13 protein-coding genes and 1 tRNA gene are annotated in these 14947 nt (G+C 72.0%); 2 read left to right on the top strand and 12 right to left on the bottom strand.

The features are described from left to right. Nucleotides 1-38: 38 nt before the first annotated feature. From Pen02_RS21480 to Pen02_RS21470, 3 genes are all read right to left on the bottom strand, one after another. On the bottom strand, nucleotides 39-1970 hold the full coding sequence (locus Pen02_RS21480) for a DUF4398 domain-containing protein (RefSeq protein ID WP_203867892.1): 1932 nt from the start codon (nucleotides 1968-1970) through the stop codon (nucleotides 39-41). Nucleotides 1971-2155: 185 nt separating this feature from the next. Continuing rightward, entirely contained in the window at nucleotides 2156-3046 is an 891-nt protein-coding gene (locus Pen02_RS21475) for an oxidoreductase (protein WP_203867891.1), read from the bottom strand. Nucleotides 3047-3353: 307 nt separating this feature from the next. Continuing rightward, complete coding sequence (locus tag Pen02_RS21470; RefSeq protein WP_203867890.1) at nucleotides 3354-4334, bottom strand: aldo/keto reductase; 981 nt, start codon at nucleotides 4332-4334, stop codon at nucleotides 3354-3356. A gap of 64 nt (nucleotides 4335-4398) precedes the next feature. On the opposite strand from Pen02_RS21470, the gene Pen02_RS21465 reads away from it, so the two are divergent. Then, nucleotides 4399-5454, top strand: coding sequence for an ArsR/SmtB family transcription factor (locus Pen02_RS21465; RefSeq protein ID WP_203867889.1), 1056 nt, complete (start codon nucleotides 4399-4401; stop codon nucleotides 5452-5454). 73 nt (nucleotides 5455-5527) lie between these two features. Here Pen02_RS21465 and Pen02_RS21460 read toward each other — a convergent pair whose 3' ends face one another. From Pen02_RS21460 to Pen02_RS21420, 9 genes are all read right to left on the bottom strand, one after another. Further along, the gene (locus Pen02_RS21460; RefSeq protein ID WP_203867888.1) at nucleotides 5528-5686 is read right to left on the bottom strand and encodes a hypothetical protein; all 159 of its coding nucleotides are present in this window, start codon (nucleotides 5684-5686) and stop codon (nucleotides 5528-5530) included. Between the two features lie 92 nt (nucleotides 5687-5778). After that, on the bottom strand, nucleotides 5779-6483 hold the full coding sequence (locus tag Pen02_RS21455; RefSeq protein WP_203867887.1) for a carbon-nitrogen hydrolase family protein: 705 nt from the start codon (nucleotides 6481-6483) through the stop codon (nucleotides 5779-5781). Nucleotides 6484-6538: 55 nt separating this feature from the next. Beyond that, complete coding sequence (locus Pen02_RS21450) at nucleotides 6539-8776, bottom strand: MMPL family transporter (RefSeq protein WP_203867886.1); 2238 nt, start codon at nucleotides 8774-8776, stop codon at nucleotides 6539-6541. Between the two features lie 357 nt (nucleotides 8777-9133). Beyond that, complete coding sequence (locus Pen02_RS21445) at nucleotides 9134-9796, bottom strand: permease prefix domain 1-containing protein (protein ID WP_203867885.1); 663 nt, start codon at nucleotides 9794-9796, stop codon at nucleotides 9134-9136. A 125-nt stretch (nucleotides 9797-9921) separates the two neighbouring features. Next, nucleotides 9922-10377, bottom strand: coding sequence for a MarR family winged helix-turn-helix transcriptional regulator (locus Pen02_RS21440; RefSeq protein WP_203867884.1), 456 nt, complete (start codon nucleotides 10375-10377; stop codon nucleotides 9922-9924). Between the two features lie 172 nt (nucleotides 10378-10549). Then, nucleotides 10550-10621, bottom strand: a tRNA-Arg gene (locus Pen02_RS21435). A 93-nt stretch (nucleotides 10622-10714) separates the two neighbouring features. Then, nucleotides 10715-11395 (bottom strand): winged helix-turn-helix domain-containing protein, encoded by a 681-nt coding sequence (locus tag Pen02_RS21430; RefSeq protein WP_203867883.1) that lies wholly within the window; start codon nucleotides 11393-11395, stop codon nucleotides 10715-10717. A 179-nt stretch (nucleotides 11396-11574) separates the two neighbouring features. Continuing rightward, nucleotides 11575-12249 (bottom strand): DUF305 domain-containing protein, encoded by a 675-nt coding sequence (locus Pen02_RS21425; protein ID WP_203867882.1) that lies wholly within the window; start codon nucleotides 12247-12249, stop codon nucleotides 11575-11577. 6 nt (nucleotides 12250-12255) lie between these two features. Beyond that, complete coding sequence (locus Pen02_RS21420) at nucleotides 12256-13173, bottom strand: thioredoxin-like domain-containing protein (RefSeq protein WP_203867881.1); 918 nt, start codon at nucleotides 13171-13173, stop codon at nucleotides 12256-12258. Between the two features lie 93 nt (nucleotides 13174-13266). Here Pen02_RS21420 and argS point away from each other — a divergent pair, with 93 nt between their 5' ends. Further along, nucleotides 13267-14928: an arginine--tRNA ligase gene (argS, locus tag Pen02_RS21415; RefSeq protein ID WP_203867880.1), complete on the top strand. Its 1662-nt coding sequence runs from the start codon at nucleotides 13267-13269 to the stop codon at nucleotides 14926-14928. The last annotated feature ends 19 nt before the right edge of the window (nucleotides 14929-14947 follow it).

The following is a 14947-nucleotide window of genomic DNA, read 5'->3' as shown; positions in this document are numbered from 1 at the left end:
GGACGGCGGGACGTCGCCCGCCGTCCACCCCGGCACGGTCAGGGCTGGCTGCGCGGCCCCTCCGGGTCGAGACTGTCGACGAACTCGTGCGGCTCGTTCGCCTCGACACTGGTCCGGGCGGCCTTCGCCTCCGCCGTCATCTGCGCGGCGACCTTCCCGGTCGGCACACCCGCCTGGCGGGCACCGTCGACCACCACGGTGTACGCCTGGTCGGCGTACGCGTGCGCGGTGGCGTACTGGTGGTCGGCGAGGGCCGCCTTGGCCCTGCCGAGCAGCCGGTCCGCCGCCGCCAGCTCGTCCCGGGCCCGGTGCGACCGGGGCGAGTCGAGTACGTCCGCGGCGAGCCGGTTCGCCGCCTCGTTGTACGCCGCCGTCAGGAACCGGTCGCTGTTGTCGTGGTCGAACTGGCTGAAGTCCCAGTTCAGGTCGATGTAGCTCATCATCGAGTTGGTCTGGTCACCGGCGCCCACGAAGTAGAACTCGTCGGCGGGGAAGTAGTCCACGCCGGACGCGCTGTCGTAGCCGTCGTGCGGGTGGCTCATCCCGATGTGGTGGCCCACCTCGTGGATCAGGGTCGTGGTCAGGCCGTACCCGGCTTCGACGATCTCCGGCGAGACGAACGCGAAGACGTACGACTGGGTGCCGTCGACCCAGTTGTCGTCGGCGAAGCCCAGGGCCGGGACCGGGGTACCCGCCGGCACCGCGTAACTGAACATCGGCATCTCGTAGTCGACCCGGCCCTGGTCGTCCTGGGTACGCGCCAGCTCACGCTGGTTCTGGAGGTAGAAGTTGGCGAACCCCGGGTAGCCGGTCTCCGGGTAGCACGACGCGTCCTCCAGTGCCAGCCGGTAGCAGCGTTCGGCGTCCCCGGTGAACGGCAGGTCCTGGCTGTCGTAGTCCAGCCTGTTGCGCCAGCGCAGCTCGCGCAGCTCGGACAGCAGCAGGTCGGGCTTCACGTACGTCTTCGAGGCGTCCACGCCCGGCCAGCCCTCGTAGACGTTGCTGTCCAGGTTGATCGAGCGCGGCGGCTCGGCGGTGGGCAGCTCCGTCGGGTAGAGCGGCGACGTGGTGAAGAGCAGGTTCAGTGCGACGTACCGGGTGATCAGGCCGAGGTCACCGGCGAGCTTGCCCGGCGCCCGGTAGCCACCGGCGGTGTATTCCCAGGTCGGCGGCATCCGGTAGTCCTCGACGCCGTTGCCGTCGAGATCCGGCTCGTCCACGTTCCAGTTGTTGGTCCAGGACTCCGGGCCGGCGGACAGGTCGTGGAACCAGATCCGGTGGGTGGAGCCGAGGCCGTCCTCCTCGTCCTTCGCGGTGGTACCGCCCCAAGCGATGATCTTGCGGCTGTCCCGCTCGACGCCGAAGTTGTACCCGGTGTCCGGGTCCGGCTCGTTGGTCTTGGTGTAGACGTGGAACCGGAAGTCGGACCGCCCGTACCAGTTGATGAAGAAGATCGTGTTCCGTCGGGTGTCCACCCCGGCCGGCGGGTTCTTGGCCAGCCAGCGCTCCACGCTCGGCGCGTCGATGTGGTGGTTGCCGGTGATGTCGAGAACGTTGCGCTGCTGCGCGTTGTACTCCGTCTGGAGCGAGGTCAGCGGGGCCGGCCGGGACAGCCGGGTGAGTTCGCCGAAGAACCGGTCCTCGTACCGCCGGTCGGTGTAGCTGATCCGGTAGTCGTACGTGTAGTGCAGGCCCAGCTTCTCCTCGGTCATGTACAGCAGCCGGGATCGGACCACCGGGTCGTAGCTGTCGGGTAGCCCGGCCTGGAACGCCGAGCGGGACACCTGGTTCGACTCGTAGCCGAGGAAGACCACGTTGACCGGTACCCGCTCGGTCAGCCGGGGCTGCCCGCCGGGGTTGAGGTGGGGGTAGCGGGTGTTCGCCGCCTGGCTCGCCGGCGCCAGCGACAGCGACAACACGGTGAGCACCGCCGTGGCGGCTGCCACTGCGATGGTGCGTCTCGTTCTCATTCCTGACCTTCCGCCGTCCGAGGGATCGACGGCCCGCACCGGCTCGGGGACGCACCGGAACGCCGCGCGGTGACCCGGTCCGTCCCCCGACCCGGCGGGCTCGTCATGGAACTTGCGTCGCCCGAGCGTACGTCCCCTGTGGAGGGCAAGTCATCCGTCGGCGTCAGTTTCTTCCGGCTGCGGGGTCAGTTCGGGCTGCGGGGCGCGAGCATCGCCGCGACCGGGGTCTTGGCGAAGTCGGTGGTGTTGTCGTAGTCGGTGCTCCGGCTGACGTCGGCCCAGGCGGTCATCTCCTGGGCGCGGAACCGCGCCGACTCCTCGGCGAGGTGCAGTGCGTCGGAGCCGAGCAGCAGCCGCAGCGGCGGTACGGCGAGCCCGACGAGATCGGCGATCACCCGGGCCGCCCGCTCGGGGTCGCCGGCCTGCTGACCGTCCATGTCGCCGCGGATCGCGTGCAGCCGCCCGACGGTCTGCTGGTAGTCCTCGCCCACCTCGGCCATCCGCATCGACGCGCCGCCCCAGTCGGTGCGGAAGGCGCCCGGCTCGATGATGGTGACCCGTACGCCGAACGGCTTCACCTCGTTGCACAGCACCTCGGAGAAGCCCTCCACGGCGAACTTCGCGGCCTGGTACGCGCCCAGCCCCGGCGTGCCGCCGACCCGGCCGCCGACCGAGGAGAACTGGAGGAAGTGCCCCGACCGGCGGGTACGCATGATCGGCAGCGCCGCCCGGGTCACGTTGACCACGCCGAACAGGTTCGTCTCGACCTGCGCCCGGAAGTCCTCCTCCGTGGTCTCCTCGATCGGCGCGCTGTTGGCGTAACCGGCGTTGTTGGCCACCACGTCGAGGCCGCCGAAGGTGTCCACGGCCGCCTGCACCGCCGCCCGCGCGCCGGCCGGGTCGGTGACGTCGAGGGCGTACGGCCGGATCTGGTCGCCGTACCGGTCGACGAAGTCGGCGAGCTGCTCGGGCTGCCGGGCGGTGGCGAGCAGGTTGTCGCCCCGGTCCAGCACCTCCTGGCTGAGCGCCCGGCCCAGTCCTCGGGAACTACCGGTGATCAGCCACGTCTTGGCCATGCTGTCGATCCCTTCGGCGCGGGTCGTCCGGTGCTGTTGACGTCTCCGGGCTGGAGAACCGGGCGGCGGGACGGCCGTCCCCGGGCTCGACTCTGCTATGTCCGGGCCCCGCCGTGCGGCAAAGCGGGCCCCGGCCACCCGTCCGGCTGATCGCCCGACCGCCGGCCCAGCCCGGCCCGAGGTCGAGCCCGAGGCGCCCGCCCGCCTTCACCGACCCGGCCGCCGCCAGCCGCCTACGACCGCCACCAGCGCTGCCGCCGCCGGCTGAGTCCGCCGACCCAGCCCGATCCGGTGCACGCCCGGACGTTCACCAGGCCCACGCCTCGGGGCCAGGCCCCCCGGAGCCGACCGGCGGGAACAGTTCGTCGAGCCGACCCAGCGTCTCCTGGTCCAGCGGGGTGTGCAGCGCCCGTACCGGCAGGTCGAGCTGGGCGGCCGATCTCGGCCCGACGACCGGGGCGGTCACCCCGGGGCGGGACAGCAGCCAGGCCAGCGCGACAGTGGTCGGCTCCTCGCCGAGTTCGGCGCAGAGCTTCTCGTAGCCGGCCAGGGCGGTCCGGTGCGGCTCGACCCGCTCGGCGGCGTGCAGCGCGGTCCGCCCCGGTACCCCGTCGCGCATCTTCCGGAGCGCACCGGAGAGCGCGCCGAAGTGCAGCGGCGAGTACGGCAGGATGCCGATGCCGAGGTCGATCGCGGCCGGCAGCACCTCCAGCTCTACGTGCCGGGTGAGCAGGTTGTACTTGCACTGCTCGGAGACCAGGCCGAGGAAGTTGCGCCGATCGGCGGCGGCCTGCGCCCGGGCCAGGTGCCAGCCCGCGAAGTTGGACGAGCCGACGTACCGGATCTTGCCCTGGTGGGTGAGGGTCTCCATCGCCTGCCAGATCTCCTCCCACGGCGTCTCCCGCTGCACGTGGTGCATCTGGAAGACGTCGATCCAGTCGGTGCCGAGCCGGCGCAGCGAGGCGTCGCAGGAGGCGATGATGTGCCGGGCGGAGAGGCCGCCGTCGTTGGGCCAGTCGCTCATCGGTACGTAGACCTTGGTGCCGAGGATGATCCGGTCCCGCCGGCCGGTCCTGGCGAACCACCGGCCGATGAACTGCTCGCTCATGCCGTCGCCGTCCTCCCGGCCGTACATGTTGGCGGTGTCGACGAAGTTGATCCCCTCGTCGTACGCCCGGTCCAGCACGAGGTGGCTCTCCGCCTCGTCGATCTGCCAGGCGAAGTTCATGGTGCCGACGCAGATCCGGCTCACGGTCAGGCCGGTGCGGCCGAGGTGGGTGTATTCCATGTGCCGGACGGTAGGCCCGGGTATCGGCTGGTCGGAAAGCGTTCGAGCGTGCTCGAATGGCAGCATGCTGCGGATCGAGTTCGCCCCGGCCGACCTGGTGCGGCTGAGGTTCGCACACTCGCCGATGGTCGAGGTGGTGACGAGCCTCTTTGTGCTGAACCGGCCGGACAGGTTCTGGATGTACGACGGCTGGCGACGAAGCGTCGGCCCGGCCCTCGCCGGTACCCCGCTGCCGACGCTGCGGGCGCTGGCCGCCGCGCCCAGCTGCGAGGTGCCGGACTTCCTCACCCCGGTACCCTCCGGCGCCCGCCCCACCCTGGACGAGGAACTGCGGGTGATCGCCGACACCCCGCTGGAGCTGGTCGCCGAGGAGGCGTACCGGTCCTGGGCGGGCTGGCCGGCGCCGCCCGAGGTCGCCCGGTTCGACACCGACCCGGCCGGGGCGCTGGCCGAGCTGGTCCGGGAGATCCGGCAGTACTTCACGCTGGCGATCGCGCCGTTCTGGCCCCGGTTGCGGGCGGCTGCCGAGGGCGAGATCGCGCGGCGCGCGCTGACCGCCGCCGAGCGGGGCCCCCGGGCACTGGTACGCGGCCTGCACCCGGGACTCGACTGGGACGGTACGGCGCTGCTGCTCGGCTCAGCCAAGGAGCGGCGGGGCAGCCTTGACGGGCATCCGTTGGCCCTGCTGCCGGCCGCGTTCGCCGGTTCGAGGGTCTACTCGATGACCGAGGCGCCTACCGGCCGGGCGCTCTGGTACGCGCCCCGGGGGTACGGCCGGCTCTGGGACAGCCCGGTCCCGCGCGGATCGGCGGCCGATCCGGCGACGCCTGTCGGGTCGTTGTCCGGGCCGCTTCCGGTCGAGCCGCCGCCGGCCCTGGCCGCGCTGCTCGGTCCGACCCGGGCGGCGGTGCTGACCCTGCTGGCCGTGCCGCACAGCACCGGTGAGGTGGCCGACACCCTGCGGCTCGCCCCGGCGACCGCCTCGCACCACCTGACCACGCTGCGGGACGCCGGCCTGGTGGTCGGCGAGCGGTTCGGCCGGCGACTGCGCTACCTGCGCACCGGGCTCGGGGAACAGCTCGGGGTCGGGATCGGGGCGCCGCCGGCCCGCCGGCCGTGACGTCGAGCGGTCGGCTCCGGCCTCGTCACGTCGGCCGGCCGGCCGTGACGTCGACCGCTCGGCTCCGGCCCCGTCACGTCGGCCGGGAGGTGTCGGCGGCCAGCTCCAGCAGTTCGTCGACGGACCACTGGTCGTAGCCGGCACATCTGGGCTCGCTCGCCGGACCGGGCACCGAGACGATCGCGGAGCTGCCCCGGCCGAGTTCCCGCACCTGGCCGAGACCGCCCGGCACGCCCGGCGGATCGGACCGGGCGAGGAATTCGACGGCGGGCTCGACATCGTGCTGCGCGGGTTGGTGGAGCCGGACTGATCCGGCGTACCCGGTCAGGTCAGGGTGGCCCGGACCGCCGCCCCCGGCTCGGGTCCCGCCTCGGCCACCACCCGGCCGGCCGGGTCCCAGATCCTCGACCGGCCGGCGGCGTCGGCGTACCCACCGCCGGTCGAGCCGGCGAAACTGGCGATCGCCACCCAGACCCCGTGTGCGGCGGCGATCCGCCGGGCCCGCTCGTCCTGTACGCCCCACTCGGCGGCCGAGTCCAGCGCACCGGCGACGTACGCGTCGATGCCGAGCGCGGCGGTGTCGGCCGCGTGCCGGGGTACGCCGGTGTCCTTGCAGACCGCGAGCCCGAGCCGCCAGCCGGCGACCTCGACCACCGCCGGGGTGTCGCCGGGAGCGAAGTGCTCCGGCTCCGCCCCGCCCAGCCACATCTTCCGGTACGCCACCCGGGCCCCGTCGCCGTCGATTGCCAGCACGCCGATCTGCGGCCGTCCGGCGTCGCCCGGCACCGGGGCGCCGACCAGGGCCAGCGAGCCGGCCTCGGCACACGCCGCCACGATCGGGGCGAGGCGCGGATCGTCGGCGTCGACCGGGGGAGCGTCGAGTTCGTACCCGGTGAGCGACAGCTCGGGGAAGACCACCACCCGGGCCCGGACCGCCCGGACCGCCTCGGCGTGCGCGTAGGCGTTCGCCGCCACGTCGTACGCCTTGCAGCGCGGTTGGGCGACGGCGATGGTCAACGGCTCACGCACGCGCCCGATCGTAGTCCTCGACCGGGCGGCGGCTCGGCGGTCCGGTTGGCGCGGCTCAGACCCGGGTGGACCTCGGAACCTCGGTGGTGGCCGGTGCTGCCGGGGTGGTCGGGCCGGGGCGTTCCAGGGCGACCCGGGGCAGCCAGCGGTCCAGCCAGGACGGCAGCCACCAGGCACGGGTACCGAAGAGCTGCATGACCGCGGGCAGGATCAGGCAGCGGATGACGAAGCCGTCGACGAAGATCGCCACCGCCAGGCCGAGCCCGAACTGTTGCAGCATCCGGCCCGGGTCGAAGAGGAAGGCGCTGAAGACCACGATCATGATCGCGGCGGCGGCGGTCACCACCCGTCCGGTGGTGGCCAGCCCCTCCCGGATCGCGCCCGGCGCGTCGTGGTGCCGTTCCCAGTGCTCGTGCATCCGGGAGACCAGGAAGACCTCGTAGTCCATGGATAGTCCGAAGACGATGGCGAAGATCAGTACCGGCACGAACGCCTCGACCGGACCGGGCTGGACCCCCAGGTTGCCGTACTGGAACACGTAGGTGATCACGCCGAGGGCGCTGGCCACGCTGAGCAGGTTGAGCACCGCCGCCTTGACCGGGACGAGCAGTGAACGGAAGACCGCCACCAGCAGCAGCGCGGAGAGACCGACCACGACGACCACGAAGAGCGGCAGCCGGTCCGCGATCCCGTCGGCGAAGTCGACGGCTGCCGCCGTACCGCCGCCGACCAGTACCCGCGCGTCGGTGTCCCGTTCGACCGGCGGCAGCACCTCGGTGCGGAGCCGGTCGACCAACTCCATCGTCGCCGCGTCCTGCGGTGCGGAGCGGGGGAAGAGCAGCAGGGTGTGCAGTTGCCCGTCGGGCGAAGGGAACGGCGGGGTGACCGTGGCGACGCCCTCGGCCCCGGACAGTGCCGACCCGACCTCGGTCGCGGCCGGTTGTCCGCCCTCGACGACCACCACCAGCGGACCGTTCTGGCCCGGACCGAACCCGGTCGAGATCAGGTCGTACGCCTGCCGGCTGGTCGAGGTCGGCGCGTCGCTGCCGGCGTCGGCGAAGCCCAGCCGCATGTCCAGCGCCGGCACCGCGAGCAGCACCAGCAGCGCGGTGGGCAGCAGGACGGCCAGCCACGGCCGGCGCTGCACGCCCGTCGTCCAGCGGCGCCAGAGCGTACCCTCGGCGCGCTTGGCCCGCTCGGCCCGGCGGCGGACCGTACGCTCGACCCGGCCTCCGACGACGGCCAGCAGCGCGGGCAGCAGGGTCAGCGTGGCGAGCATCGTGACCAGGACCGTCAACGCCACCGCCACGGCCACGCCCTGGAGCGAGCCCAGGCCGAGGACGACGAGCCCGAGCAGGGCGATCACCACCGTGCAGGCGGCGAAGAAGACGGTACGACCGGCGCTGTCCAGTGCCGTCCGGGTGGCGGTGGCCCGGTCGGCGTCGCGCAGCAGCTCGGACCGGAAACGCGCGAAGACCAGCAGTGCGTAGTCGATGCCGACGCCGAGCCCGACCAGCGCCATCAGCGGGGCGGTGTAGTCGGCGACGGTGGCGACGTGCGAGGCGAGTACGACGAGACCGAGCGTGCTGCCCACGGCGAAGATCGCGATCCCGATCGGCAGTGTGGCGGCCAGCAGGGAACCGAACAGGATCACCAGGATGACCAGGGCCGCCAGCATGCCCGCGCCCTCCGCCGCGCCGCCCTCGCTCTCCTCGGCGCCCCTGACCGGGTCACCGGCCAACTCCACCCGCAGCCCGTCCCCGGCGACCGCCTGCGCAACCTCGATCACGGCCCGTACGTCCTCGGCCGGCACCTCCTCGCTCGGCCTGTCGAGGGTGACCGTCGCGTACCCGATGGTGCCGTCGCCGGAGACCGCCCGGGGATCCTCGTACGGGCTGGTCAGCTCGGCCACCGAGGCCATCCCGCGTACCCGGTCGAGCATCGGCTCGACGCGCTGCCGTACGTCTGCCGTGCCGACGCCGCCCGCGTCGTGCAGGACGATCTGGACACTGCCCGCCGTCTGCCGGGAGCCGTGCTCGTCGAGCATGTCGCTGGCGGCCTGTGACTCGGTACCGGGCAGCGAGTGGTCGTTGTGGTAGTCGGCGCCGACCGCCTGGGCGGCCACGGTGACTCCGACGAGGACGACGACCCAGCTCAGCAGGGCCAGCCACCGTCGCCGGTACGACCAGCCGGCGATCCGGGCGAAGACGCCGGGCGTCGGCGGCCCGGCCCTGCCCGTCCGGTCCGGCGCGTCGCCGTCGGGACGCTCGGCAGAAGTTGATTCGGTCGACACTGTCGGATCTCCCTCGCGTTCTCGGGTCCGCCCGGCCGTCCGCGCGGCGGCCCACTCGCTCGATAGGTTAGGGCTCTACATGTAGCATAGCTACATAAGCGGCGACGACCTACCGGGGTGCGTGCGCGTGCGGATCTCGGTCAATGCGGTCAGGGGGGGCGAGGTCGGTGGTGTAGCGAGGTCGACGCAGTGGCCAGGCACGTCGGACGGCGCCGGCAAAGGTGCCGGGCGGACGGCGTCCGGGGCGTCCGGGGCGTCGGGACCACAAGGGACGGTGTCGTTGCGGGATCGAGCGTCAGCGTGGGAGGGCGACGGTCGGCGGGGCAGGACCGACGGTCGGCGGCAGGGGGCCGAGGATCAGCGGGGCGTCGTCGCCGCGCGTGCCGTCGCGAGGCAGCGCGCTCCGTTCACCGCCACCAGCAGCATCGGCAGGATCAGCACCACCAGTGCGATCGGGAGCCGGGCGAGGGCGACCGGCTCGGTGATTGGGCTGCTGAGCGCGAGCAGCAGGCCGATCGTGCTGAACATGGTCGACACGGTGAAGGCGAAGAACCCGGTGAGGCGGATGCGCCGGACTCCGGCGCCGAGCCGGCGTACCCCACTGCCGGTGGCCCAGACCGCCACCAGGGCGACGACAAGGGCCAGCATGCCCAGCCAGCTCACCATCAGGTCGAGGAACCCGGCCAGCCCCGGCAGCCGGTCCGGCTCGTCCAGGCGCCAGGCCACCAGGCGCCAGACCGGCGGCTGCGCGATGAGGATGGCGAACGCCAGCAACGCGGTCCGCCGGCCCTGGGCCAGCGCGAGTTCCGCCTGGTAGCCGGGGGCGATCCGGGAGACCTCGCCGAACTCGTCGACCGCGCGCCGCCCGGCCTCCTCGGAGGTCAGCCCGGATTCCGCGTACGCCTCGGTCGCGTCGACCAGGCTGTCCCGGGCCTCCCGGAGCAGGCCGGCCTTGACCCGCCGTGGCCCTCGCAGGGCACGGTCGAGTTCGGCGACGTATCCGTCGATCGCAGCGGCCACGGCTCACTTTCCTTCGGGCACCGGTGCCCCAGTATGCCGGCCTTCGCCCGCCGCGCGGCGCCTGCACGACCCCGAGATTCCCCTGAAACTCCGCCACCGGCGGCGGTCCGGGGGAGCTGTGCAGGCTAGGGCAGGTCGCTGTCGCCGTCGAGGTTGTCGATGAAGCGCCGCAGTACGTTCAGCGTGGCGACGTACTCGGTGCTGCTGATGCCCCGGTGCATCTGCTCGTGCGCGCGCCCGACCCGCTCCTTGGCACGGAGCCGACCCGCCTCGCCGGCCTCGGTCAGCGACAGCTTCCCGTCCTCCTCGACCAGCCAGCCCCGACCGGCCAGGTCGTCGAGCATCTCCGCGAAGTCGATGCCGAGATCGTCGAAGGGCTGGAGCCGTTCGGTGAGCGCGGTGCGGCTCCACGTACCGGGCGCTCCGGCGACGTGGTTCAGCGTCCACCAGTGCGGTTGGCTGAGCTGTTCCACCGCCAGTTCCGCGCGAATCCGACCGACCACGGTCCGGTACGCCGCACCGCTCCAGTACCCGATCGGCTGTGCGGCGAGTTCCGCCTCGGAGTACTGCTTGACCACCATGACACCGGCTCCCCTCCGCCTGACTGGCTGGACAGGGCAACGGTAGGAACTCAATCGCGGTTGAGGTCAACGGCTGCGGTCGACGGTAACTGCGTCGGGCGGGGGAACCAGCCGGAAAACGACTACGAGCCCCGGCGAATAATCGACGAGGCTCGTGCGAAGAATTGATCTGTGCCCCCGGCAGGATTCGAACCTGCGCCCCCGCCTCCGGAGGGCGGTGCTCTATCCCCTGAGCTACGGGGGCTCAGCGACCCAGGAAGAATAGCAGGGACGGGTCCCGAGGCACGAATCGGTATCCGTCGTGTCGGTTCCACCGCCCCTACCAGGGGCGATGGCGTTACCGGCCGCAGCTCGGCAACGGATGCGGCACGATCCGGGGCGGAAGTCGGCGCGGCCACTCGGCCCGGGTCCAGGAGCCGTCCACCACGACGTGTACGGCATTCCCCTCCGGTCCACTCAGTCGGAGCAGGAAGTCCCGGGGCAGTGCCGGGTCGACGTTCGGGGTGGCGATGACGAACCGCACCCGTCCGCGTACGGAGACCGCGGAGAGGACGTCGGCGGCGGGTACCACCCCGTGCAGCCGGGTACGCCCGATCCAGACGAGTTCGGCCCGGTGCTGCTCGGCGGAGCGGACGATCGCCGGGTACTCCCGCTCCACCCACAGGGCCACCGCGTCGACGCAGAGCCCGCAGGCCCGGTCGGTCGGCTGTCGGGGACCGAGTCCCCAGGCACGCAGGTAGCCGCCGACCTCGGTGCTCTCGACGGGCAGGCCGTACCGGTGGTGTACGAGGCTGGCGACGCTCTGCCGGGTCCAGAGTTCGTCGTCCAGCCCGAACTGGTCGGGGTAGCTGCCGCGCAGCGTCTCGATCAATTCCAGTTCCTGGTCGCGGCTGAGCGTCCCCGCGTCGCCGGACCGCTGTCCCCGTCGGACGGCCGCGACCGCGCCGTCCCCGCCGATGGTGTGCCGACGGCACCAGCTGGTGACCGACCGACGTCCGTCCCGGAGAGCAACCGTCATGTCTAGGACAACGACGGCAGATCCTGACTGGTCACGTTATGTGTGGAGAAAGCTCGTCAAACCGGGCAAGTACTCCAACCCGGACCTATCGGAAGTGATTCGCAACCCGGACGGGCCGACAACGGATCCGGCGACCGCCCAGGAGGACGGCCGCCGGATCCGACGCTGTGCGAAGCGGACTAGCGCGAGTTGATCCTGCCCTGGAGGGTCTGGATCAACTCGATCTCCTTCTTCTGCCCCGCGACCATCGACTCGGCCAGCGCGGACACCTGCTCGTCGTCGGAGAGATCCAGGATGCCCTCCGCCATGTGGATGCCGCCCAGGTGGTGGTTCAGCATCAACCGCAGGAAGAGCAGGTCGAAGTCGGAGCCGGTGGCGGCGCGCAACTCGGCCCGCTCGGCGTCGGTGGCCATTCCCGGCATCAGCCCGTCCTTGAGCGCACCGGCACCGTCCGGCATCCAGGCCATCCGGGGCTGCCGGCCGGTCGGGCTCAGGCCCCAGTTCTTCAGCCAGGTCTGCATGACGCCGATCTGGCCCTGCTGGGTGAGCGCGATGTCGGCGGCCAGCGTCTGGATGTCCGGGTTGGTGCTCTTCCCGTGGGCGAGGATCGCCATCTCGACCGCCTGGGCGTGGTGCGACGACATGTCCCGGGCGAACCCGGCCTCGGCCGAGGTGTCACCCGGCCGGAACAGGCCGGGGGCGAGCAGGCCGGAGGTGAACCCGAGCAGCAGGCCCAGCAGGATGGCGAGGGACAGCGCGGCGGTGCCGGCGGCCCATCTGCCCGACCCCCGGCCCGCGACCTCGTCCTCCTCCGGCGCGCTGGCGGTCGTCACCACACCCGTCTCGGCGGCCACTGTCGATCAGCCGCCCGCCGGAGGAACCGGCTGCTGCTGCTGGTCACCGGGGACGTTGTCCCGAGGGGTCGTACCGGTGGCGGTGATGCCGCCGGAGCAGGTCGCCTGTGGCTCCATGGTCGCGTTCTGCCGCAGCGCCGTGATGAAGTCGTCGATCCGGCCGTCGGTGGCGCTGTCGAGCTTGAGCTGGTAGCCCCAGGCCTGGAGCGAGATCGGCTTGTCGAGGTTCTGCACCGGGCTCATCATCATGAACTCGTTGCCCCGCACCTTGCTGGCCAACTGCTCCACCTGGTCGGCCGGCAGGTCGGACTTGTAGGTGACCCAGACCGCCCCGTGCTCCAGGCTGTGCACCGCGTGCTCGTTGGCGATCGGTGCGTCGTAGACGTCGCCCATGCAGTTCTGCCAGGCGTCGTTGTGCGAGCTGCCGACCGGCGGGTTGATCTTGTAGGTCAACGGGCCGGCCTCGTGCGACTTCTTGCCGGCCATCGGCTCCACCGCGGAGGGGTCGCTCTCCCGGAAGTTCACGATCCCGTCGATCGCGGCGGCCTTGTCCTCCCACTTCTTGCCGTTCTGGACCACGGCGTACGCGCCGTACCCGATGATGGCGGCGGTGACCACGCCGACGGCGACGAAGAGGCTGATCGAGCCCCACGACCGGCCCTGGCTGACCTTGACCGGCGTGATCGGCCGGCGCTGCTGCGGCTTCTTGCCGCCGCCCCCGCCGCCGCGCCCGGCGGGCACCCGGGCACCGGAACCGGACTTTCCGGCGGACTTGGTGGCGGAACCGGGCTTGGCGGCCGTCCCCGCGGGCTTTGCCCCGGCCCCCTTTTCGCCCTCGGCGGGCTTACCGCCGGCCGGCGCCTTTTTGCCGGTGCTGACCACGGACGGACGGCGTTGTTCGCCGCCCGAGGTGCTGATGCTCATGGTCCCTCGTCAGGTCGGTCGGTCAGGGGATGGTGGGTCACACGCGCAGGGTCGCCACCGAGTGACTGAGTCTACCCCCGCTAGCATGGTTCGGTGACTCCCGCCAACCTCGCCGAGGCCGTTCTCGCCGCCGCACACGCCGTCTTCGACCGGCGTGGTCTGGATCACTCGGTGCTGCCCGAGTCCGTGACGCTGGAGCGACCCCGGAACCCCGAGCACGGCGACTACGCCTCCACCGTCGCACTCCAGTTGAGCAAGCGGGTCGGGGTGCCGCCCCGGGAACTGGCCGCCGCCCTCGCCGAGGAACTGGCCCGGACCCCGGGGGTCAAGTCCGTCGATATCGCCGGACCGGGCTTCCTCAACCTGCGGCTCGACCCGGCCGCCGCCGGGCAGCTCGCCCGCGAGGTGGTCCAGGCCGGTCAGGCGTACGGGCGGAGCGACCGGCTCACCGGGCAGCGGGTGAACCTGGAGTTCGTCTCGGCCAACCCGACCGGCCCGATCCACCTCGGGCACACCCGCTGGGCGGCGGTCGGCGACTCGCTGCGCCGGATCCTCGCCGCCGCCGGTGCCGAGGTGACCAGCGAGCACTACGTCAACGACGCGGGCGCCCAGATCGAGCGGTTCGGCCAGTCGCTGTACGCGGCGGCCACCGGGCAGCCGGCCCCCGAGGAGGGCTACGCCGGCGAGTACGTCACGGAGATCGCTGAGCGGATCGTCGCCGAGCGCCCCGAGCTGCGCGACCTGCCCGCCGAGGAGGCCGTGCCGGTCTTCCGGGACCGGGGCTACCAGTTGATGCTGGACGAGATGCGGACCAGCCTGGAGCGGTTCGGTGTGCACTTCGACGTCTGGTTCTCCGAGCGCACCCTGCACTCCAGCGGTGCGATCGAGCATGCCCTGGGCCGGCTGCGCGAGCAGGGCCACGTCTACGACGCCGACGGCGCGATCTGGCTGCGTACCACCGACTTCGGTGACGACAAGGACCGGGTACTGATTCGCAGCAACGGCGAGCTGACCTACTTCGCCGCCGACTCGGCGTACTACATCGACAAGCGGGAGCGCGGCTTCGACAAGTGCGTCTACCTGCTCGGTGCCGACCACCACGGCTACGTCAACCGGCTCCGGGCGATCGCCGCCTGTGCCGGGGACGACCCGGACTTCAACATCGAGATCCTGATCGGCCAACTGGTCAACCTGGTCCGGGACGGCGCCCCGGTCCGGCTCTCCAAGCGGGCCGGCAACATCATCACGCTGGACGAGATCGTCGACGCGGTCGGCGTGGACGCGGCCCGCTACTCGCTGGCCCGGTCCTCGACCGACTCGCCGCTGACCCTCGACATCGACGTGATCACCCGGAACTCCAACGACAACCCGGTCTACTACGTGCAGTACGCGCACGCCCGGATCGCCTCGCTGCTGCGCCGCGCCGCCGACCTCGGGATCAGCCGGACCGACGACTTCGACCCGGGGCTGCTCAGCCACGAGCGGGAGAACGACCTCCTCAAGGCGCTCGGCGAGTTCCCCGGGGTGGTGGCGACCGCCGCCGAACTCCGCGAGCCGCACCGGATCGCCCGCTACCTTGAGGTGTTGGCCGGGTCGTACCACCGGTTCAACGACGCCTGCCAGGTGCTGCCGCTCGGCCGGACGCCGGTGCCGGCGGAGCTGACCCAGGCCCGGCTCTGGCTGGTCGAGGCGACCCGGGTCGTGCTGGCCAACGGTCTGGCGCTGCTCGGCGTCTCCGCACCCGAGCAGATGTGAGCTGGGAGCGGCGGTGACT

Source organism: Plantactinospora endophytica (assembly GCF_016862915.1).
GTDB classification, from domain to species: domain Bacteria; phylum Actinomycetota; class Actinomycetes; order Mycobacteriales; family Micromonosporaceae; genus Plantactinospora; species Plantactinospora endophytica.
Note: the sequence above shows the minus strand (reverse complement) of the source record. Positions and strands in the feature narration are given on the sequence as shown.

Coding starts and splice junctions, on each gene's coding strand:
- Pen02_RS21480 (WP_203867892.1), bottom strand. CDS start 1,970: ATGAGAACGAGACGCACCATCGCAGTGGCAGCCGCCACGGCGGTGCTC.
- Pen02_RS21475 (WP_203867891.1), bottom strand. CDS start 3,046: ATGGCCAAGACGTGGCTGATCACCGGTAGTTCCCGAGGACTGGGCCGG.
- Pen02_RS21470 (WP_203867890.1), bottom strand. CDS start 4,334: ATGGAATACACCCACCTCGGCCGCACCGGCCTGACCGTGAGCCGGATC.
- Pen02_RS21465 (WP_203867889.1), top strand. CDS start 4,399: ATGCTGCGGATCGAGTTCGCCCCGGCCGACCTGGTGCGGCTGAGGTTC.
- Pen02_RS21440 (WP_203867884.1), bottom strand. CDS start 10,377: ATGGTGGTCAAGCAGTACTCCGAGGCGGAACTCGCCGCACAGCCGATC.
- Pen02_RS21430 (WP_203867883.1), bottom strand. CDS start 11,395: ATGACGGTTGCTCTCCGGGACGGACGTCGGTCGGTCACCAGCTGGTGC.
- Pen02_RS21420 (WP_203867881.1), bottom strand. CDS start 13,173: ATGAGCATCAGCACCTCGGGCGGCGAACAACGCCGTCCGTCCGTGGTC.